Source organism: Streptomyces cyaneofuscatus (assembly GCF_042718795.1).
Classification (GTDB): Bacteria; Actinomycetota; Actinomycetes; order Streptomycetales; family Streptomycetaceae; genus Streptomyces; species Streptomyces cyaneofuscatus_A.
Map to the genome: position 1 here is coordinate 80,533 of NZ_JBHXOX010000015.1, position 19,558 is coordinate 100,090.

Sequence of the window (19,558 nt, forward strand, 5' to 3'; positions counted from 1 at the left end):
TGGCTGAAAACGGCTCATACCTGCCGCACGAGGGAACGGAATGTGACCCACGGCACGTTGGCTCGTTGTTCTGATGCGTACGTGGTAGCTGCCTGGACATGACGTGTACGTCACGTCCAGGTCTGCGCACGCGAGGCCTGGGTAGGCCTGCTGTGTCCTGTTCTCCACGGCCAGGAGGCCACCATGCCCGCATCCGCGCAGCTTCTGCTCTCCGCCCTCTCCAAACAGGTACCCGCCCAAGCCGATCCCGCACCGCTCACCAGCGGACTTCCCCTCGCCGATGTCGCCCACCTGATCAGCGGGCCGCCGCTCGCCGATGTCTCCCTCCTGCTCGGTGAGTCCTCGTTCGCCGATGCCGCACCGCTGACCAGCGAGCCCCCGCTCGCCGATGCCACCCCGCTCACGAGCGAGCCTCCGCTCGCCGCCGTCGCCCCTCTGACCAGCGAGCCGACCGCACCCGGCACCGCAGGGGGCATGGAGTTCCCAGGAGTCTGAATGGGCTTGTCCCGGCTCGCCGCACTGCACGGTGTCGCCACCTCCTACTCCCCGTCCCCGGATGTCACGGTGTCCGTCCCCGACGTCACGGTCATCGCCGTGCTCGCCGCGCTGGGCGTGGACGCCGGCACCCCGGAGGACGTACGGAGGTCACTCGTCGCCGCGGAGTCCCGCTCGCGCCTGCTGCCGCCGACCGTGGTGGTCTGGGCCGGTGAGCCGCTGCCGCCCGCGCTGACCGCGCTGCCGCCCGGCTCGACCGTCACGGTCGAGCCGGAGCCGGCCGGCGGGCCCCCCGCGCCCGCCACCTCCTGGAAGGTGCCGCAGGCCTCGGGGGCGGTCATGGAGGCTGCCGGCCCCCGGCCCGCCGGGTGGACCGACCCCCCGTACGGCGTCCACCGCCTCCACGTCCGCGCACCCGACCACCACGAGGCCACCGCCACCCTGGTCGTCGCCCCGGCCCGGGTCCCGCAGCCGCCCGAGCGCACCCATGGCTTCCTGGTCCAGCTCTACTCCCTGCTCTCCGCCCGCTCCTGGGGCATGGGCGACCTCGGCGACCTGGCCGACCTCGCCGCCTGGTCCGGGCGCACCCTCGGCTCCGGCTTCGTCCAGGTCAACCCGTTGCACGCGGCCGTTCCCGGCAAGCCCACCGACCCGTCCCCCTACCGCCCCTCCTCGCGCCGCTTCCCCGACCCGGTGCACCTGCACGTCGAGTCCATCCCGGAGTACGGGCACGTCCACGACCGCACCACCCTGGAGGACCTCCACCAGGAGGCCGCCGCGCTCAGCGAGGCCGTCCTCAACAAGGGCGCCCTGATCGACCGGGACGCCGTCTGGGAGCTGAAGCGGCAGGCCCTGGAGCTGATCGCCCAGGTGCCCCTCACCCCCGGCCGCCGCGCCGCCTACTGCGACTTCCTGGCCGAGCAGGGCCAGGCGCTGGAGGACCACGCCCTGTGGTGCGCGCTCGCCGAGGTGCACGGGCCCGACTGGCACGCCTGGCCCGAGCCCCTGCGCGACCCCCGCTCCCCGGCGACCGCCCGCGCCCGCTCCGGGCTGCTGGAGCGGGTCGACCTCCACTGCCGCCTCGCCTGGCTCACCGCCACCCAGCTCGCCGACGCCCAGCGGGCCGCCGAGGACGCCGGGATGGAGGTCGGGATCGTCCACGACCTGGCCGTCGGCGTGCACCCGGCGGGCGCCGACACCTGGTCCCAGCAGGACGCCTTCGCCCACGGCATGTCCGTCGGCGCGCCCCCGGACGCCTTCAACGCGCGCGGCCAGGACTGGGGCCTGCCGCCCTGGCGCCCCGACGACCTCGCCGCCACCGGTTACGCCGCCTTCCGGGGCCTGCTGCGCGGCCTCCTGGCCCACGCGGGCGCCCTGCGCATCGACCACGTCATGGGCCTCTTCCGGCTCTGGTGGGTGCCGGAGGGCAGACCGCCCACCGACGGTACGTACGTCACGTACGACGCCGAGGCGATGCTCGCCGTCCTCGTCCTGGAGGCCCACCGCGCCGGTTCCGCCGTCGTCGGCGAGGACCTCGGCACCGTCGAGCCCGGCGTCCGCGAGGCGCTCGCCCGGCGCGGGGTGCTCGGCACCTCCGTGCTCTGGTTCGAGCGCGACTGGGACGGCGACGGCCGCCCCCTGGCCCCCGAGAAGTGGCGGCGGGACTGCCTCGCCACCGCCACCACCCACGACCTGCCCTCCACCGCCGCCCGGCTGACCGGCGACCATGTGACGCTCCGCCACCGCCTCGGCCTGCTCACCCGCCCCCTGGAGGAGGAGCTCACCGAGGACGTCACCTCCACCGCCGAGTGGCTGGCCCTCCTCGCCCGGCTGCGGATGCTCCCCGAGGGCGACGGCAACGAGGAGGCGGCCGTCCGCGCCGTCCACCGCTTCCTGCGCGCCACCCCCGCCCGGATGACCGGCGTCTGGCTCCCCGACACCGTGGGCGACCGCCGCCCGCAGAACCTCCCCGGCACCTGGGACCAGTACCCCAACTGGCGGCTGCCCATCGCCGACCCGGAGGGCCATCCGGTCACCCTGGAGGAGATCGCCGCCTCGCCCCGGCTGCACGCCCTGATGGAGGTCCTGCGGCCGCCGAAGGCCCGTACGGCACCCCCGGGCGAGCGGCCCGCCTAGCCATTCGCTACGTTGGCACCGTGGACAAGAAGAACGGAATGCGCGCCGGCGTCGTTGCGGCCGGGACGACGCTGATGATGCTGCTCATGTCGGCCCCGGCCCTGGCGTACACGCGCGACGACGGTGACGACCCGGGCCCGGGCCTCAGCGCGATGGAGACCATCGGCCTCTACGTCATCGCGCCCATCGGCCTGTTCCTGGTGATCACGGCCCTGGTCATGGTCCTGGACAAGTCCAAGAAGCAGGTCTGACCCGCACCCGCACGAAGGATGCGCCGCCGGTAGGAGCTACCGCGCGGCGCATCGGCGCGTCCGGCACCGGCGGGCCCACCGGTAGGTTGCGGGCATGACCGAGTGGGACGTCAAGAAGCTCCGCATCCTGCGCACCCTGCGCGACCGGGGCACGGTCACCGCGACCGCCGAGGCGCTCCTGATGACCCCCTCCGCCGTCTCCCAGCAGCTCACCAACCTGGCCAGACAGCTCGGCGTGGAGCTCCTGGAGCCCCAGGGCCGCCGCGTCCGCCTCACGGACGCCGCCCACCTCGTCCTGCGCCACGCCGAGGCGGTCTTCGCCCAACTGGAGCGGGCGGACGCCGAACTCACCGGCTATCTGCGCGGCGAGGCCGGTGAGGTGCGGGTCGGCGCCTTCTCCACCGCCGTACCCGCCCTCGTCGTCCCCGCCGTGCGGCTGCTGCGCGCCGAGGCCCGTCCGGGACCCGACGTACGCGTACGGGAGGCCGAGGCGGCCCAGGCGTACGAGCTGCTCACCGCGGGCGAGGTGGATCTGGCCCTCTCGCTGGCCGCCCACGCCCCGACCGCCCGCGACCCCCGCTTCTCCCGCTTCCCGCTGCTGGCCGACCCGCTGGACGTGGCGCTCCCGGCCGGCCACCCGCTGGCCGACGCGCCCGCGCTGCGCCTCGCCGACCTGGCCGCCGACCGCTGGATCTTCGGCGGCTCGGGCCCCTGGTCCGAGATCACCACGGCCGCCTGCGAGGCGGCCGGCTTCGTCCCCGAGCAGGCCCACAGCGCCGCCGGCTGGACCGCGATCCTGGCTCTGGTCGAGGCGGGCATGGGCATCGCCCTCGTCCCCCGGATGGCCTCCCGCGAGCAGCGGCCGGAGGGGGTGGTGATGCGGGTCCTGGAGGCGGACCAGCCGCGCCGCCATGTGGTGGCGGCGGTCCGGCACGGGGCGGAGAGCGGCCCGGCGGTGGCCCGGGTGCTCGCGGCGCTCACGGAGGTTGCGGAATCGTTCAGATGAACTGAATGGTATCTGCGAAAACTTTCGATGGACCTGACAGGTCTGTCGGCGTGAAGGTAGGGACATGACCTTCGACGCGAGCGAGACCACATTCCAGAACTCCGACACCGACCCCCACGCCAATGACGCCGCGCCCTACGGAGGCGGCGACCCGTACGCCGACTACCGCGAGGCGGGCGACCTCCCCTTCACCGAACTGGTCGACCTCGCCGACCGCCGCCTCGGCGCCGGTGTGATCGCCGCCAACGACGAGTTCTTCGCCGAGCGCGAGAACCTCCTCCTGCGTGAGCGGGCCGTCTTCGACCCCGAGCACTTCGGCCACAAGGGCAAGATCATGGACGGCTGGGAGACCCGCCGCCGCCGTGGCGCCGACGCGGAGAACCCCTTCCCGGCCCCAGAGGACCACGACTGGGCGATCGTCCGCCTCGGCGCGCCCGGCATCGTGCGCGGCCTGATCGTGGACACCGCCCACTTCCGCGGCAACTACCCCCAGCGCGTATCGGTGCAGGCCACCGCCGTCCAGGGCGCCCCGAGCCCCGAGGAGCTGCTCGCCGACGACGTGAAGTGGGAGGAGATCCTTCCGCCCACCCCCGTACGCGGCCACGCGGCCAACGCCTTCGAGATCACCGGCGGCCGCCGCTACACGCACCTGCGCCTTTGCCAGCACCCCGACGGCGGCATAGCCCGCCTCCGTGTGCACGGCGAGGTCGTCCCGGACCCGGCCTGGATCGCCGCGCTCGGCACGGTCGACCTGATCTCGGTGCTCAACGGCGGCACCTACGAGGACGCCTCCGACCGCTTCTACTCCTCGCCCACCCAGATCATCCTGCCGGGCACCTCCCGCAAGATGGACGACGGCTGGGAGAACCGCCGCCGCCGGGTCCGCGACACCAACGACTGGGTCCGCTTCCGCCTCCCGGCCCAGGGCGCGGTCCGCGCGGTCGAGATCGACACCGCCTACCTCAAGGGCAACTCCGCCGGCTGGATCGCCCTCCAGGGCCGCAACGGCGACACCGGCGAGTGGTTCGAGATCATCCCGCGCACCCGCCTCCAGCCCGACACCCCGCACCGCTTCGTGCTCCGAGCCCAGGCCGTCGTCACCCACGTCCGCCTCGACGCCTTCCCCGACGGAGGGGTGGCCCGGATGCGGCTGCACGGCGGCTTCACGGAGTCCGGCACGGCCGAGCTGACCCGCCGCTACGAGGAGTCCGGCGCGTAGGTCACCCCCAGTTCCCGCCCGGCGGACGGCTGCGCTCCTGCGCCCGCCCGCCGGGCGGATTCCAACGGCCCGTTTCCGTCGGGCGGTTTCCCCGGCCCGCGGCTCAGGCGGCGTACGCGGAGAACCGCAGCGTCTGGGCCAGCACCCGCCAGGTGCCCCAGGCGAACACCCGGTTCACCGTGTTGCAGAAGGCCTCGCCCGTGCAGTCGGTGGGCCGGTCCTGCCAGGCGCGGACGGTCAAGGTGTGGAAGCCGAGCGTCCGCGAGAACACGAAGCGGATGTGCATGCCCCGGCCGAGCTGGTGGCCCGGCAGCGTGTTGATCTGGAAGAAGGTGTTCCCGATGTACTCGACCTCCACCGGGTTGCCGCCCAGCAGCTCGCAGCGGGCGCCCGCCCGGATCCGGCTCGGGCAGCCGCCGCTGACCGGGAAGAGCCAGAAGTGGTGGGTGAGCTGCTCGCGGACGTCGTGCGCCTCGGTGAACGGATGCAGCCCGAGGCTGTACCCGTACGTGTAGAGGCCGTAGCAGCCGGCCGGGCTCGTACGGCAGTCGTTACGGGGCTCCGCGACGGCCGGGCCCGTCAGCAGACCCGCGCACAGGGCCAGCGCGACCGGCACCGCGGCGAAGCCGGGCATCCGAACCCTCCCGTGGCCTGCGACCGAAGCTCTTGCGACGACCCTTCGGACCGTAGGCCACGGGAGACCACCCCGCGCGCGGGCGTACGCCGAAGAGACGCGGGCGTACGCCGAGGGGGCGCCCCCTCCGCCGCAGCGAAGAGGACGCCCCCAGGGCCGTACGGACAATGACTGACTACGGACAACGACTGACTACGGACAACGACTACGCGGTGGCCGCCGCCGCGTCCGCCGCCTGGGCCTTCAGCGCGCGCTCCACGCCCGACCGCGACTCCGACATCATCCGGCGCAGGGCCGCGCTCGGCTCGGCCGAGGCCAGCCACGCGTCCGTGGCGTCCAATGTCTCCTGGGAGACCTGGAGGGCCGGGTAGAGGCCCACGATGATCTGCTGGGCCATCTCGTGGCTGCGCGAGTCCGAGACCTCCTTCACCGAGGCGAAGTACTTCTCCGTGTACGGGGCCAGCAGCTCGCGCTGGTCCGCCTGGACGAAGCCGGTGATGACCGCCTCCTGGAGCGAGTTGGGCAGCTCGCCCGACTCCACGACCGAGGCCCACGCCTGCGCCTTGGCCTCCTCCGAGGGCTGCGAGGCCCGGGCGGTGGCCGCGTGGCGCTCGCCCGCCGCCGTCCGGTCGCGCTCGTACTCGGCGGCGATCTCCTCCTCGTCGAGCAGGCCCACGGCCCCCAGCCGCTGCACGAACGCCCAGCGCAGCTCGGTGTCGACGGTCAGGCCCTCGACCGACTCCGTACCGTCCAGCAGCGACTGGAGCAGGTCCAACTGCTGCGGGTTGCGGGCCGTCGCCGCGAAGGCACGGGCCCACGCGAGCTGGTGGTCGCTGCCCGGCTCCGCCGCCCGCAGGTGCGCCAGCGTCGCCTCCGTCCACTGGTTGAGCGCGGCCTGACGGGTCTCCGGCGCCGCGTACAGGTCCAGGGCCAGCTTGAGCTGACGGTGCAGCGACTGGACGACGCCGATGTCCGACTCCTTGCCGATGCCGGAGAGCACCAGCGCGAGGTAGTCGCGGGTCGCCAGCTCGCCGTCGCGCGTCATGTCCCAGGCGGAGGCCCAACACAGGGCGCGCGGCAGGGACTCGGTGAAGTCGCCCAGGTGCTCGGTGACGACCCGCAGCGACTCCTCGTCGAGGCGGACCTTCGCGTACGAGAGGTCGTCGTCGTTGAGCAGGACGACCGCCGGGCGGGCCTTGCCCACCAGGTCCGGCACGGCGGTGCGCTCGCCGTCGACGTCCAGCTCGATCCGGTCCGTCCGGACGAGCTTGCCGCTCTCGTCCAGGTCGTACGCGCCGATGGCGATCCGGTGCGGGCGCAGCGTCGGCTCGCCCTTGGCGCCGGCGGGCAGCGCCGGGGCCTCCTGGAGGACGGTGAAGGAGGTGACGCGACCGTCCGCGTCGGTCTCGATCTCCGGGCGCAGGATGTTGATGCCGGCCGTCTCCAGCCACGCCTTCGACCAGGTCTTCAGGTCGCGGCCGGAGGTCTTCTCCAGCGCGCCCAGCAGGTCGCTCAGACGCGTGTTGCCGAAGGCGTGCGCCTTGAAGTACGCCTGCACGCCCTGGAAGAACGCGTCCTTGCCGACGTACGCCACGAGCTGCTTGAGGACGGAGGCGCCCTTGGCGTACGTGATGCCGTCGAAGTTGACGAGGACGTCGTCCAGGTCGCTGATGTCGGCCATGATCGGGTGCGTGGAGGGCAACTGGTCCTGCCGGTACGCCCAGGTCTTCATGGAGTTGGCGAACGTCGTCCAGGAGTGCGGCCACTTCGAGCCCTCGGCGTCCGCCTGGCAGGCGATCGAGGTGTAGGTGGCGAACGACTCGTTGAGCCAGAGGTCGTTCCACCACTCCATCGTCACGAGGTCGCCGAACCACATGTGGGCCAGCTCGTGCAGGATCGTCTCGGCGCGCACCTCGTACGCCGCGTCCGTCACCTTGGAGCGGAAGACGTACTGGTCGCGGATGGTGACCGCGCCCGCGTTCTCCATCGCGCCCGCGTTGAACTCCGGGACGAAGAGCTGGTCGTACTTGGCGAACGGGTACGCGTAGTCGAACTTCTCCTGGAACCACGCGAAGCCCTGCCGGGTCACGGCGAAGATGTCCTCCGCGTCCAGGTACTCCGCGAGCGAGGGGCGGCAGTAGATGCCGAGCGGGACGGTCTGGCCGTCCTTCTCGTAGCTGCTGTGCACCGAGTGGTACGGGCCGACGATGAGCGCCGTGATGTACGTGGAGATGCGCGGCGTCGGCTCGAACGTCCAGACGTCGTCCTTCGGCTCGGGCGTCGGCGAGTTCGAGATGACCGTCCAGCCGGCGGGGGCCTTCACGGTGAACTGGAAGGTCGCCTTCAGGTCCGGCTGCTCGAAGGAGGCGAAGACGCGGCGAGCGTCCGGCACCTCGAACTGGGTGTAGAGGTAGGCCTGCTCGTCGACCGGGTCGACGAACCGGTGCAGGCCCTCACCGGTGTTGGTGTACGCGCAGTCGGCGGCGACCTTCAGCTCGTTGGCGCCTTCGCGCAGCCCGGCCAGGGCGATCCGGGAGTCGCGGAACACGGCGGCGACGTCCAGCGCCTCGCCGTTGAGCACGACCTCGTGGACGGCCGGGGCGACCAGGTCGACGAAGGTCTCCGCACCGGCCTCCGCGGAGTCGAACCGCACGGTGGTCACGGACCGGTAGGTGCCGCCCTCCTGCGCTCCGGAGAGGTCGAGATCGATCTCGTACGCGTCCACGGTCAGCAGGCGCGCCCGCTCCTGTGCCTCTTCGCGGGTCAGATTCGTGCCAGGCACGCGGTCATCTCCTTCGATGGTGACGTTTCGGATCATCCTTCCACGTCCGGCCCCATCCCACGAGGAGTAGCGCATGCTTTCCTACCGGGGTAGCATTGAAGGTATGAAGATCAGTGTGAGTCTGCCACAGGAGGATGTCGCCTTCGTCGACGAGTACGCGGCGAAGACCGACGCGGATTCCCGGTCCGCTGTCATACACGCCGCTATCGAGCTGCTGCGTACCGCAGGCCTGGAGGCCGAGTACACCGAGGCGTTCCAGGAATGGGACGCGAGCGAGGATGCCGCGCTGTGGGACCGTACGGTGGCCGACGGGCTCACGGATGCGTAGGGGCGACATCCACCTCGTGGACCTGGAGCTCGCGCGGGGGAGCGAAGCCAACAAGGTGCGTCCAGCCGTGATCGTTTCCAACAACGCCGCCAACCGATCGGTCGAGCTGTCCGGCAGGGGCGTCGTCGCGGTGGTGCCCCTGACCTCGAACACCTCGCGGATCCTCAGCTTCCAGGTGCTTCTCGCGGCGGAGGAGAGCCACCTCCCGCAGGACTCCAAGGTCCAGTGCGAACAGATCCGGGCGGTCGCCCCCGACCGGGTCCTGAAACGCATCGGCGAGGTGCCCCGCCAGCGCATGGCGGAGATCGACAGGGCTCTCCGCCGGCACCTCGCCCTCTGAACCCTCAGCGCACACGAAGGGGCGGCCACCGGTGCACTCCGGTGGCCGCCCCTTCGTGTGCGCGTGCGCGTACAGGGTTACGCGTCCGCATAAAGGGTCGCGCGTCAGCCCTTCAGCTCGGCCGCCACCAGCTCCGCGATCTGGACGGCGTTCAACGCGGCGCCCTTGCGGAGGTTGTCGTTGGAGACGAAGAGCGCGAGGCCGTGGTCCACGGTCTCGTCGACCCGGATGCGGCCCACGAAGGAGGCGTCCTTGCCCGCCGCCTGGAGCGGGGTCGGAATCTCCGAGAGCTCGACGCCCTCGGCGTCCTTCAGCAGCTCCACGGCGCGCTCGACGCCGATCGGGCGGGCGAAGCGGGCGTTGATCTGGAGCGAGTGGCCGGAGAAGACCGGGACCCGGACGCAGGTGCCGGAGACCTTCAGCTCCGGGATCTCCAGGATCTTGCGGGACTCGTTGCGGAGCTTCTGCTCCTCGTCCGTCTCGAACGAGCCGTCGTCCACGATCGAGCCCGCCAGCGGCAGCACGTTGAAGGCGATCGGGCGCTTGTAGACGGCCGGCTCGGGGAAGTCCACGGCCTCGCCGTCGTGGGCCAGCTTCTCGGCGTCGGCGACGACCTTGGACGCCTGGCCGTGCAGCTCGGCGACGCCGGCCACGCCGGAGCCGGAGACGGCCTGGTAGGTGGCGACGGTCAGCGCTTCGAGGCCGGCCTCGGCGTGCAGCGGGCGCAGCACGGGCATGGCGGCCATCGTGGTGCAGTTCGGGTTGGCGATGATCCCCTTGGGCCGGACGCGGGCCGCGTGCGGGTTGACCTCGGAGACGACCAGCGGGACCTCGGGGTCCTTGCGCCAGGCGGAGGAGTTGTCGATCACCACGGCGCCCTGGGCGGCGACCTTCTCGGCCAGCGCCTTGGAGGTCGCGCCGCCGGCGGAGAAGAGCACGATGTCCAGGCCGGTGTAGTCGGCCGTGGAGGCGTCCTCGACGGTGACGCCGGAGCCCTGGAAGTCGATCGTGGAGCCGGCGGAGCGGGCGGAGGCGAAGAGCCGCAGCTCGTCGACGGGGAAGTCCCGCTCGGCCAGGATCCTGAGCATGACTGTGCCGACCTGACCGGTGGCGCCGACGATTCCGACCTTCACTGGGACTCCTCTGTACGTGAGCACGTGAGCACGTGGGCTGTACGTGCGCGCGGTCCGTTTGCCGCTCCATGACGCGTAGTGCCGCTCCATCATGCGTATGACCGGGCCCGGCTTGTCCAATCCATTGTCCGACCTGCGGACTCTCCGCGCGAGGACCGCAGAATCTGCATCGGCCGTGTGTGCCAAGGGGAACATCTGCGGCCCGGGCCGCCGCCTGTGACGAGGAACACGCACAGCGGGGCGGGTGCTCATAGAAGAGCGCCCGCCCCGCTGCTGTTCGTACGGTGTCCGTTACGGCGTGACCTTCTCGATCACGACGCTGCCGGTGCCCGCGGCGGTGCCGCGCGCGTTGACGAGCTGGACCTCACCGAAGAACTGGCGCCCCTCGGGAGCCGCACCGGCGACCACGACCTCGGCGCCGACCTGCGCCGAGGCGCCGTTCGCCAGGTTGTAGGTCTTCGACGCGTCGACCTTCAGGGTGCCGAGCGAGGCCGCGTAGTACACGTCGCGGTAGTCGTACGTGGTCGACCCGGACGGGACCGAGTAGCCCTCGACGACGACCGTGTACGTGCCGGCGGCCGGGTTGGTCAGGCTGACCTTCTCGTCCGAGCCGGCGGTGGTGCCGCTGCCGACCTGGGTGGTGCCCCGCAGGACGTACAGGTCGAGGTCGGCGTTGGCGTCCGACGTACCGCCGATGGCGACGTCGAGCTTCTCGACGCCCGCACCGATGGTGACCGTGGTCCGCTGGAGCTGGCCCGTGGAGATCGACGGCTTGGCCACCTTGGCCGAGCCGAGCGAGCCGCCCTTGAGCTTGCCCGCAAGAGCCGCCGCGGTGTTGGTGACCTTCCAGTTCACCGCGGCCGGAGCGCCGATCTTCGCCTCGGCGATGGTCTGCACCGCCGGGTCGAAGGTGGCGCCGAGCAGCGAGACGTCCAGCTTGAACGGGTTGTCCAGCAGCGGCGACGTACGGCGCGACTCGACCTCGATCTCCCACACGCCGGGCTGCGGGTCCTTGTAGGACCGCACGTCCGGACGGCAGGTGTTGGCCGGGTTCTCGTAGTTCGGGTAGCAGTTGACCGTGGAGGTCGGGTCGACCGGCGTCCCGTACGGGTGCAGGGCGATGAACCGGGTCTGGCTGCCCGAGCGCAGCGCGCTGAGGGCGACCTCGAGGGTCTTGGCGCCCTGCGGCACGTTGACGAAGTACGAGGTGGTGCCGTTGCGCTGCACCGACCCCGACGACTTGAAGGCGTAGCCGGGCGCGTTCAGCTCGTGCGCGACGACGACCGTGGAGAGGACCTGGTGGTCGATGCCGACGGTCTTCTTGTCGTCCAGCTCCAGGATGGCGCTGTGCACGCCGGCCTTCTTGGCGTTCGCCGTGACCTTCAGCTTCACCGGGGTGTCGAGCGGCAGCGAGACGTACTCGGGGCTGCTCAGCTTGAAGGTGCCGTCGTTGTTCTTCCACGACAGCTTGTGCTGGACGTTGCGGTCCGGACCCGTGGTACGCGTGACGGTGATCTCGTAGACCTTCGTCTCGCCGGCCTTCAGGCCGCCCTCACGGTCGTAGAGACCGGTGCCGAAGCCCGGGTCCTTGAGCGCGAAGTCGATCGCGGTGTCGACCGGGGCCTTCACCTTGTACTCGTGCGCCGGGTTGCCCTTCTTGGTGATGAGCTTCCAGGCGCCGACGATGTCGATCAGACCGGAACCCTGGACGTGCGCGGGCACGTCCTTGATGTGCGACGCGGAGCTGGTCAGGGCGACGCGGAGGTCGGCCGGGGGCAGCTCCAGGTCCTTCTGCTTCGCGGCGGAGAGCAGCAGGGCGGCAGCGCCGGCGGCCTGCGGCGAGGCCATCGAGGTGCCCTGGAGCATCGAGTAGCCGGGCGGCAGGGCGTAGCCCGCCTCCTTGACCGGCCCGCCCTCGGACCAGGTCTGGGTGGTGTTGATCGCCGCACCCGGGGCCGCGATGGTCGGCGTGAAGCCGCCGTCCTCACGCGGACCGCGCGAGGAGAAGGGGAGCATGTCGTACTTCTTGGTGACGCTGGAGCCGTAGTTCGCGGCCCACGTCTCCTTGGAGATCGACGCGCCCACCGAGATGACGTGGTCGGCCAGGGCCGGGTCACCGATGGTGTTGAGGCCCGGGCCGCTGTTGCCGGCCGAGATGACGAGCTGGACGCCGTAGATGTCGACGAGGCGCTTGTAGAGCTCGGCGCGGGCGTTGTTGCCGTCGTTCAGCGGCGGCAGGCCGCCGATCGACATGTTGACGATGTCGACGCCGCGGTTGACGACGAGGTCGATCATGCCCTCGGTCAGCGCGATGTTGGTGCAGCCGCCGGACCAGGTGCAGGCGCGCGAGGAGACGACCTTGGCGCCGGGCGCCGCGCCGTTCATCTTGCCGCCGAACAGGCCGTTGGCCGCGGTGATGCCCGCGACGTGCGTGCCGTGCGAGCCCTCGATCACGCCGATGTTGACGTAGTCGGCCTTGGCGCCCGCGGCGTTGTAGACCACGTTCTTCCGGGTCTCGACGACGAACGGGATGCGCTCGACGACCTTGGTGGCCGGGTCGTCCTCACCGAAGTACGCGACCTGGAACTTGTCCTTGTACGGCTTGAGGGCCGTGTCGTCGGAGAAGTCCGCGTTCGCGTTCAGGTCCACGCGGATGGTGCCCTGGACCGCGTCGTACAGCACGCCCCAGACGTCGGTGGTGTCACCGTCGCGGTTGAGGTCGCCCGCCATGTCGCCGCCGGTGGTGGCCGCCTCGGCGAACGTGGCGAACTTGTAGCTGCCCGCCGGAGCCGCGTAGGTCTTCCCGTCGACCGTGAACGTCGGGCCGGTGACGGTCGCGGACATCTGCAGCCAGGTGCCGTCGCCGTCGCTCACCGGGTCGGTGGCGGTGACCCAGTCGACGATCTTGCGCTCGCCGGTGGTGGTCTTCTTCAGCGCCGGGTGGCCGAGGTCGACACCGGAGTCCAGGACGCCGATGGTGATCCCGCGGCCGTCGGCCGTCGGGTTCTTCTCGACGAACTCGACCGCACCCGTCTCGAAGGAGGGGTTGTACGGGTTGACGGCCGGGGTGTTCTTGCCCGGCGCCGCGTAACTGCCTGTGGCCTTGGGCTGCTTGGCCCCCGCGGCCCGGTCGCCCGAGGGCGTCGGGTCGTCCAGCTTGATCTCCTGCTTGAGATCGATGCCGAGGACGGACTTCAGCTTGGAGGCCGCCGCGATGGTGGCCTCGGCGGTGCTGGTCGGCACCGTCGCCCGGACGTAGCCGAGCTTGTCGTAGGTCTGGCCGAGCACGGAGCCCTTGACGGCGTCCAACTGCTCGGTGACCTGCTCGGTCGCCCCCGGGGCGGTGGCGATCATCATCGTGACGTTCTTCTCGCCCTTGGCCTCGGCCTTCGCCAGAACTTCGGCGTCGGCCGTGCCGAGCTTGTCGCCCCGGTCGCTCGTGGCGGCCGGTTTGACGGGTGCCGGTGCCGGGTCGTCGACGGCGAACACCGGCGCGGCGCCGGCGGCCGCGAGGGCGGCAGCCAGGCCGGCAGCGGCCGCCGCACGCGCGGCGCGTCTCGTCCCGGATATGGAGCTGGGGGATTCCTTGGTCATCAGCATCCCTGTAATTGAAAGAGAGAGTCCGGAATTCGGTACCGGATGACCGCTCAGCCTGTCGTAAATGACAGGGCTTTGTGGAGAGTTGACGGAGACGAGACAGGTACATGGCATAGATCCGCCACGGGGCGCGATGCGTCACACGGGATGAATGAGGTGAAAGTGGCTGTCGGAATTGCTTATTCCGGGTCTGCGGTCCGGACCACAGGTCTGGTGGTCCGGACCGGTGGCGCCGGGAACACCGCGCTCCCGGCTCATCGCGGCAGCACCACCAGATACGCCGCCGGCTCCCGGTCGTCCGCCGCCATCAGTGCCGTCCGCACCACCGTGGCCTGCTGGTCCATCGCCTCGCGCAGCTTCCTCGGGGTGAGGTGGACGACCGTGACCCCCAGCCGCTCCAGCCGGTCCCGCCGGGCGGCGTACGCGGACCACTGCGGGTCCTCCATACGTCCCGCGCCCCGGTTCCCGCCCCGCCGCCCCTCTTCCGGCGCGGCCAACCGGGGCGCCCGGGTGTCCAGCTCGACGGCGACGGCGAGATCCGGCCAGTACGCGTCGACCCCGCCCAGCTCCGGCCCGTCCGGCAGCCGCAGGTCCACGTTCCACAGCGGCTCCGGCAGCCCGTGCTCGCGCACCATCGCGTACAGCCGCTCCTCCGCCACCGCCCGCCCCGCCGCCAGCAGCGCCTCCACCGCACCCGCCACCGCCGGTCGCCCCAGCACCTTGGCCGCGCTCAGCTCCCGCACCACGGCGGCCGGTTCGCTGTGCCCGGCCCGCACGGCCTCGGTCAGCAGCCGGCGCACGTCCTCCGCATCCCCCAGCCCCGCCACCGCGTCGGCCAGCGCCCGCTCCACCGGGGCGACGGGCACCCCGGCCAGCCGCACCGGCACCGGCAGCGCGGCGGCCGCCCGCACCACCTCCACGAACCGGGTCGAGCGCAGCCGCCGGGTCCTCGGCACCAGGACGTCGATGCGGTGCAGCGCCCCGAGGTCCGGCGCCGCGGCGAAGCCGTACAGCGCGAGCGCCGCGAGCCCGGTCACCATCGCCTCGCCGAACCCCGCGTCCGCGGGCGCCGGGACCGTACGCCGGGAGGAGGCCGGCGGGCGGCCCGCGTACAACAGGGCGCCGTGCAGCCGCTCCTGGCCGCTGGGCGGGCCGGGGTGCAGCAGGTGGACCCCGGGCAGCAGGTGCTGCCAGGGGCCGCCGGGCAGGCACTGTGCGGACGTCTGCGCGGCGGAGACGCCCCGCGCGCGGAGCTGGGCGGCGGAGAGGACGCGGTGCGTCACGTCCGGGAGGTGGTGCAGGGGGCGGGGGAAGCGCGCGGACCGGGGGGAGAGCGGGGTGTTCTGGGTCATGGCCGATGATTTCCCGCCAGCTCAGGGCCCCTTAACCCCTGTTACAGATCCGTCGACAATTCCGGACAACGCCGCCCTAAAGTAAGGATGTTCGACAACCGAAAAGGGCTGTCGCGCCGGAATTGGCCAGGGGGCGCGTCCGGTCGGGTGTGCGAGCGCCACTTTCGCGCCGCGCGCACTCCCGACCCACGCGCCCCCTGACCCGCGCCCCCTGAATCGCCCCCTTTATGCTCGCGCGTCGCACTCCTGGCCGCGCAGCACCCGCGCCAGGTCGTCGCGGGCCTCCAGGACCAGCCGGCGCAGCGCCGGAGCGGCGTCCTCGTGACCGCTGAGCCAGGCGTCGGTCGCCGCGAGGGTCTCCGGGCTGTCCTGGAGCGCCGGGAAGAGCCCCTTCACCACGTGCATGCCGATCTGGATGGACCGCTCCGCCCAGACCCGCTCGATCACCTCGAAGTAGCGGCTCGCGTACGGGGCCAGCAGCTCCCGCTGCGAGGACTGCTCGAAGCCCGCGATCGTCGCCTCCACCAGCGCGTTGGACAGCTTGTCCGACTCCACGACCGCCGCCCACGCCTGCGCCTTGACCGCCTCCGAGGGCCGCGAGGCCAGGCACCGTACGTGGTGGCGCTTGCCGGACGCCGTGTCGTCGCGGGCCAGTTCGGCGTCGATCGCCGCCTCGTTCGCCACCCCGTGCGAGGCGAGCGGGGAGAGGAAGGCCCAGCGCAGCTCCTGGTCGACCTCCAGCCCGTCGACCAGGGCCGTGCCCTCCAGCAGCCCGCCCAGGAGCTGGAAGTCCGCCTCGGAGCCCGCGACGGCCGCGAAGAAGCGGGCCCACGTCAGTTGGTGCTGGCTGCCCGGCTCGGCTCCCCGCAGTTCGCGCAGCGCGCCCTCGGCCAGCGCCCGGCCGCCCTCCTCGCGCCAGGCGGGGGTGGCGTAGTTCACCAGCGCCGACCGCGCCCAGGCGTGCAGCATCTGGAGGACGCCGATGTCGCTCTCGCGCCCGGCGTGCGCCAGCACCAGCGCGACGAAGTCGCGGGCGGGCAGCAGGGCGTCCCGGGTCAGGTTCCACAGCGCCGACCAGCACAGCGCGCGGGCCAGCGGGTCGGTGATGGAGCCCAGGTGGTCGCGGAGGGTGGCGAGCGAACCCTCGTCGAAGCGGACCTTGCAGTACGTGAGGTCGTCGTCGTTGACCAGGATCAGATCGGGCCGCTCGGCACCGGCCAGCTCCTTCACCACCGTGCGCTCCCCGGCCACGTCCACCTCGGCCCGGGCGTACCGCGTCAGCTCACCCTGAGGCGTACGCCGGTACAGGCCGACGGCGACCCGGTGCGGGCGCAGCTCCGGATGGGAGGCCGCGGCCTCCTGTACGACGACGAGTTCCGTCAGCTTCCCGCCCTCGTCGTACGTCGCGACGGGGGTCAGCACGTTGACACCGGCCGTCTGCAGCCAGGAGCGCGACCAGGCCGTCATGTCACGGCCCGAGGTCTCCGCCAGCACCGAAAGAAGGTCACCCAGACGCGTGTTGCCGTAGGCGTGGCTCTTGAAGTAGCGCCGCGCGCCCTCAAGGAAGGCGTCGCGTCCCACGTACGCGACGAGCTGCTTCAGTACGGAGGCGCCCTTGGCGTACGTGATGCCGTCGAAGTTCAGCTTGGCGTCCTCCAGGTCACGGATGTCGGCCGTGATCGGGTGTGTGGAGGGCAGTTGGTCGGCGCGGTAGGCCCACGCCTTGCGGTTGTTGGCGAAGGTGATCCAGCCGTTGGTGAAGCGGGTCGCCTCCACCATCGAGAAGGAGCCCATGAAGTCCGCGAAGGACTCCTTCAGCCACAGGTCGTCCCACCACTCCATGGTGACGAGGTCGCCGAACCACATGTGCGCCATCTCGTGCAGGATGACGTTGGCGCGCCGCTCGTAGGCCGCCGAGGTGACCTTGCCGCGGAAGATGTACTCCTCGCGGAAGGTGACCATGCCCGGGTTCTCCATCGCCCCGAGGTTGTACTCCGGCACGAACGCCTGGTCGTACTTCCCGAAGGGGTACGGGTAGTCGAAGTGGTCGTGGAAGAAGTCCAGGCCCTGCTTGGTGACCAGGAAGACATCGTCCGCGTCGAAGTGCCTGGCGAGCCCCTTGCGGCACATCGCGCCGAGCGGGATCTCCAGGGTGGTGCCGTCGTCGAACGTACGGCTGTAGTGGTCGGTCACGTAGTGGTAGGGACCGGCGACGACGGCCGTGATGTACGTGGAGATCGGCTTGGTCTCCGCGAACCGCCACACCCCGCCCTCGTGCGACTCCTCGGCCCCGTTGGACCAGACCCGCCAGCCCTCGGGCGCGGTCACCTGGAAGCGGTAGGGCGCCTTCAGGTCCGGCTGTTCGAAGTTGGCGAAGACGCGGCGGGCGTCGGCCGGCTCGTACTGCGTGTAGAGGTAGACCTCGCCGTCCTCCGGGTCGACGAAGCGGTGCATGCCCTCGCCGGTCCTGCTGTACGCGCACCGGGCGTCGACCACGAGGACGTTCTCGCCCTCCAGGAGCCCGTCCAGGGCCACCCGGACCCCGTCGAAGACGACAGCGGGGTCGAGGGCCTTCCCGTTCAGCGTCACGGCGTCCACACCCGGCGCCACCAGGTCGGCGAAGGTCGAGGCGCCCGCCAGGGCGGAGCGGAACCGGATCGTGGTCAGCGACCGGAACGTCCGCGGACCGGTGTCCCCGTCGCCCCCGTCCTGGCCCCCGCCGGCCCCCTCGGGCCCGTCGACGGCGGAACGCAGGTCGAGCTCGACCTCGTAACCGTCGACGGTCAGCAGCTCGGCCCTCTTCTGGGCCTCGTCGCGGGACAGGTTTTCACCGGGCACGGGCACTCCTTCGTGACGCGCGTCATGTGTCGTGTTCGAACCCATTGATCCTTGCATGCGTCTCCGGCGGCCGGTATCCGGCCGGTATCCGGTCGGGCCGCAGTGGCCGGTACGGGGCCGGTACGGGCGCCGGTACGGGGTCAGTCCGGGCGCCGCTACGGGAATGGGAGGTCCCTCGACGGCGTTCCGACCACAGCAGCAACAGGCCTTATCCGAGGAGAGAGATGTCCCAGAACACCCCCGCGAACGGCAAGACCCCGGCCGACTTCTGGTTCGACCCGCTCTGCCCGTGGGCGTGGATGACCTCCCGCTGGATCCTCGAGGTCGAGAAGGTCCGCGACATCGAGATCCGCTGGCATGTGATGAGCCTCGCCGTCCTGAACGAGGACAAGCTGGACGAGCTGCCGGAGGAGTACCGCGACATGCTGGAGAACAAGGCGTGGGGCCCGGTCCGGGTCGTCATCGCCGCCCAGCAGCTCCACGGCGACGAGGTCGTCGGCCCCCTCTACACGGCCCTCGGCACCCGCTTCCACAACAACGGCGAAGGCCCCACCCGCGAGGCCGTCGCCGGCGCCCTGAAGGACGTCGGCTTGCCCGAGGACCTGGCGGAGTACGCCGACAAGGAGACCTACGACACCGAGCTGCGCGCCTCCCACCAGGAGGGCATCGACAAGGTCGGCCAGGAGGTCGGCACCCCGGTCATCGCCGTGCCCGGCGCCGACGGCGAGCAGGTCGCCTTCTTCGGCCCCGTCGTCACCCCCGCCCCCAAGGGGGAGGACGCGGCGAAGCTCTGGGACGGCACGCTGCTGGTCGCCTCCATCCCGGGCTTCTACGAGATCAAGCGGACCCGCACGCAGGGCCCGATCTTCGACTGAGACCGGCCCCGATTTTCGACTGAGACCGGGCCGGGTCTTCGACTGAGACCGGTCCTTCCGCCTGGCCGGGCCGGGAGCACGGGCGTGCTCCCGGCCCGTTGTCAGTGGCGGACCGTACGGTGAGGACCATGCGCTTCTCACCGGAGATGATCACGATCGACTGTCCCGACCCCCAGACGCTCGCCGCCTGGTGGGCCACGGCGCTGGGGGTGGAGGGCACGCGGGACTACGGCGAGTTCGTCATCGTCCCCGCCACGCCGCTGGTCCTCGGCTTCCAGCGGGTGCCCGAGCCCAAGTCCGTCAAGAACCGGGTGCACGTCGACTTCGCGTCCCCCGACCGTCCGGCAGAGGTGGCGCGCCTGGTGGGGCTGGGGGCGACGGTGATCGGCGAGCACTCCACGCACGGGCTGAGCTGGAACGTCCTCCAGGACCCGCAGGGCAACGAATTCTGCGTGGCCGACGAGGGGACGCACTGACCTGAGGGGTCTCCGGCGACCTGAGGGGTCTTCGGCGACTCTTCAGGCCCCCGGTGACCCTCCTGTCCCCGGCGACCCTCAGGCCCCCGGCGGCAG

The 19,558-nt window shown here is 71.5% G+C and carries 15 protein-coding genes; 9 read left to right on the top strand and 6 right to left on the bottom strand.

Annotation, left to right across the window (positions count from 1 at the left end; all coding sequences use genetic code 11):
- Positions 1-183 precede the first annotated feature (183 nt).
- The 5 genes from ACFWRT_RS18855 to alc all read left to right on the top strand — a co-directional run bounded on the left by ACFWRT_RS18855 (position 184) and on the right by alc (position 5,107).
- Positions 184-495 (top strand): hypothetical protein, encoded by a 312-nt coding sequence (locus tag ACFWRT_RS18855; RefSeq protein ID WP_356750159.1) that lies wholly within the window; start codon positions 184-186, stop codon positions 493-495.
- Positions 496-2,631, top strand: coding sequence for a 4-alpha-glucanotransferase (gene malQ, locus ACFWRT_RS18860; protein ID WP_380953418.1), 2,136 nt, complete (start codon positions 496-498; stop codon positions 2,629-2,631). It abuts the gene before it with no gap.
- Between the two features lie 38 nt (positions 2,632-2,669).
- Positions 2,670-2,882, top strand: a complete 213-nt coding sequence (locus ACFWRT_RS18865; RefSeq protein WP_030563756.1) for a hypothetical protein — start codon at positions 2,670-2,672, stop codon at positions 2,880-2,882.
- Between the two features lie 94 nt (positions 2,883-2,976).
- The gene (locus ACFWRT_RS18870; RefSeq protein WP_380953419.1) at positions 2,977-3,888 is read left to right on the top strand and encodes a LysR family transcriptional regulator; all 912 of its coding nucleotides are present in this window, start codon (positions 2,977-2,979) and stop codon (positions 3,886-3,888) included.
- A 64-nt stretch (positions 3,889-3,952) separates the two neighbouring features.
- Positions 3,953-5,107 carry an allantoicase gene (gene alc, locus ACFWRT_RS18875; RefSeq protein ID WP_380953420.1) on the top strand — a complete coding sequence of 385 codons (1,155 nt, stop codon included), beginning with the start codon at positions 3,953-3,955 and terminating at the stop codon, positions 5,105-5,107.
- A gap of 103 nt (positions 5,108-5,210) precedes the next feature.
- Here the strand turns inward: alc and ACFWRT_RS18880 are convergent, their stop codons facing one another.
- Both ACFWRT_RS18880 and pepN (ACFWRT_RS18885) read right to left on the bottom strand, forming a co-directional pair.
- Positions 5,211-5,741: a hypothetical protein gene (locus tag ACFWRT_RS18880; protein ID WP_380953421.1), complete on the bottom strand. Its 531-nt coding sequence runs from the start codon at positions 5,739-5,741 to the stop codon at positions 5,211-5,213.
- Between the two features lie 205 nt (positions 5,742-5,946).
- Positions 5,947-8,523: an aminopeptidase N gene (gene pepN / locus ACFWRT_RS18885; protein ID WP_380953422.1), complete on the bottom strand. Its 2,577-nt coding sequence runs from the start codon at positions 8,521-8,523 to the stop codon at positions 5,947-5,949.
- 103 nt (positions 8,524-8,626) lie between these two features.
- Here pepN (ACFWRT_RS18885) and ACFWRT_RS18890 point away from each other — a divergent pair, with 103 nt between their 5' ends.
- Positions 8,627-8,851, top strand: a complete 225-nt coding sequence (locus ACFWRT_RS18890; RefSeq protein ID WP_015608544.1) for a ribbon-helix-helix domain-containing protein — start codon at positions 8,627-8,629, stop codon at positions 8,849-8,851.
- On the top strand, positions 8,844-9,191 hold the full coding sequence (locus ACFWRT_RS18895) for a type II toxin-antitoxin system PemK/MazF family toxin (RefSeq protein ID WP_380953423.1): 348 nt from the start codon (positions 8,844-8,846) through the stop codon (positions 9,189-9,191). Before ACFWRT_RS18890 ends, ACFWRT_RS18895 begins: the two co-directional genes overlap by 8 nt.
- Positions 9,192-9,295: 104 nt before the next feature.
- On the opposite strand, the gene ACFWRT_RS18900 is transcribed toward ACFWRT_RS18895, so the two are convergent.
- The 4 genes from ACFWRT_RS18900 to pepN (ACFWRT_RS18915) form a co-directional block, all read right to left on the bottom strand.
- Positions 9,296-10,324 carry an aspartate-semialdehyde dehydrogenase gene (locus ACFWRT_RS18900; RefSeq protein ID WP_380955940.1) on the bottom strand — a complete coding sequence of 343 codons (1,029 nt, stop codon included), beginning with the start codon at positions 10,322-10,324 and terminating at the stop codon, positions 9,296-9,298.
- A 291-nt stretch (positions 10,325-10,615) separates the two neighbouring features.
- The gene (locus ACFWRT_RS18905; protein WP_380955939.1) at positions 10,616-13,924 is read right to left on the bottom strand and encodes a S8 family serine peptidase; all 3,309 of its coding nucleotides are present in this window, start codon (positions 13,922-13,924) and stop codon (positions 10,616-10,618) included.
- Positions 13,925-14,175: 251 nt separating this feature from the next.
- A complete protein-coding gene (locus ACFWRT_RS18910) occupies positions 14,176-15,273 on the bottom strand; it encodes a hypothetical protein (RefSeq protein ID WP_380955937.1) in 1,098 nt (365 codons plus the stop codon).
- A gap of 225 nt (positions 15,274-15,498) precedes the next feature.
- Entirely contained in the window at positions 15,499-18,111 is a 2,613-nt protein-coding gene (pepN, locus tag ACFWRT_RS18915) for an aminopeptidase N (RefSeq protein WP_380955935.1), read from the bottom strand.
- A 224-nt stretch (positions 18,112-18,335) separates the two neighbouring features.
- On the opposite strand from pepN (ACFWRT_RS18915), the gene ACFWRT_RS18920 reads away from it, so the two are divergent.
- Both ACFWRT_RS18920 and ACFWRT_RS18925 read left to right on the top strand, forming a co-directional pair.
- Entirely contained in the window at positions 18,336-18,986 is a 651-nt protein-coding gene (locus ACFWRT_RS18920) for a mycothiol-dependent nitroreductase Rv2466c family protein (RefSeq protein WP_380955934.1), read from the top strand.
- Positions 18,987-19,114: 128 nt separating this feature from the next.
- Positions 19,115-19,462, top strand: coding sequence for a VOC family protein (locus tag ACFWRT_RS18925; protein ID WP_380955933.1), 348 nt, complete (start codon positions 19,115-19,117; stop codon positions 19,460-19,462).
- The last annotated feature ends 96 nt before the right edge of the window (positions 19,463-19,558 follow it).

What these genes read in the sequence shown, in the direction of transcription:
- ACFWRT_RS18855 (WP_356750159.1), top strand. Translation starts at nt 184, where the DNA reads ATGCCCGCATCCGCGCAGCTTCTGCTCTCCGCCCTCTCCAAACAGGTA.
- malQ (WP_380953418.1), top strand. Translation starts at nt 496, where the DNA reads ATGGGCTTGTCCCGGCTCGCCGCACTGCACGGTGTCGCCACCTCCTAC.
- ACFWRT_RS18865 (WP_030563756.1), top strand. Translation starts at nt 2,670, where the DNA reads ATGCGCGCCGGCGTCGTTGCGGCCGGGACGACGCTGATGATGCTGCTC.
- ACFWRT_RS18870 (WP_380953419.1), top strand. Translation starts at nt 2,977, where the DNA reads ATGACCGAGTGGGACGTCAAGAAGCTCCGCATCCTGCGCACCCTGCGC.
- alc (WP_380953420.1), top strand. Translation starts at nt 3,953, where the DNA reads ATGACCTTCGACGCGAGCGAGACCACATTCCAGAACTCCGACACCGAC.
- ACFWRT_RS18880 (WP_380953421.1), bottom strand. Translation starts at nt 5,741, where the DNA reads ATGCCCGGCTTCGCCGCGGTGCCGGTCGCGCTGGCCCTGTGCGCGGGT.
- ACFWRT_RS18890 (WP_015608544.1), top strand. Translation starts at nt 8,627, where the DNA reads ATGAAGATCAGTGTGAGTCTGCCACAGGAGGATGTCGCCTTCGTCGAC.
- ACFWRT_RS18895 (WP_380953423.1), top strand. Translation starts at nt 8,844, where the DNA reads ATGCGTAGGGGCGACATCCACCTCGTGGACCTGGAGCTCGCGCGGGGG.
- ACFWRT_RS18905 (WP_380955939.1), bottom strand. Translation starts at nt 13,924, where the DNA reads ATGCTGATGACCAAGGAATCCCCCAGCTCCATATCCGGGACGAGACGC.
- ACFWRT_RS18910 (WP_380955937.1), bottom strand. Translation starts at nt 15,273, where the DNA reads ATGACCCAGAACACCCCGCTCTCCCCCCGGTCCGCGCGCTTCCCCCGC.
- ACFWRT_RS18920 (WP_380955934.1), top strand. Translation starts at nt 18,336, where the DNA reads ATGTCCCAGAACACCCCCGCGAACGGCAAGACCCCGGCCGACTTCTGG.
- ACFWRT_RS18925 (WP_380955933.1), top strand. Translation starts at nt 19,115, where the DNA reads ATGCGCTTCTCACCGGAGATGATCACGATCGACTGTCCCGACCCCCAG.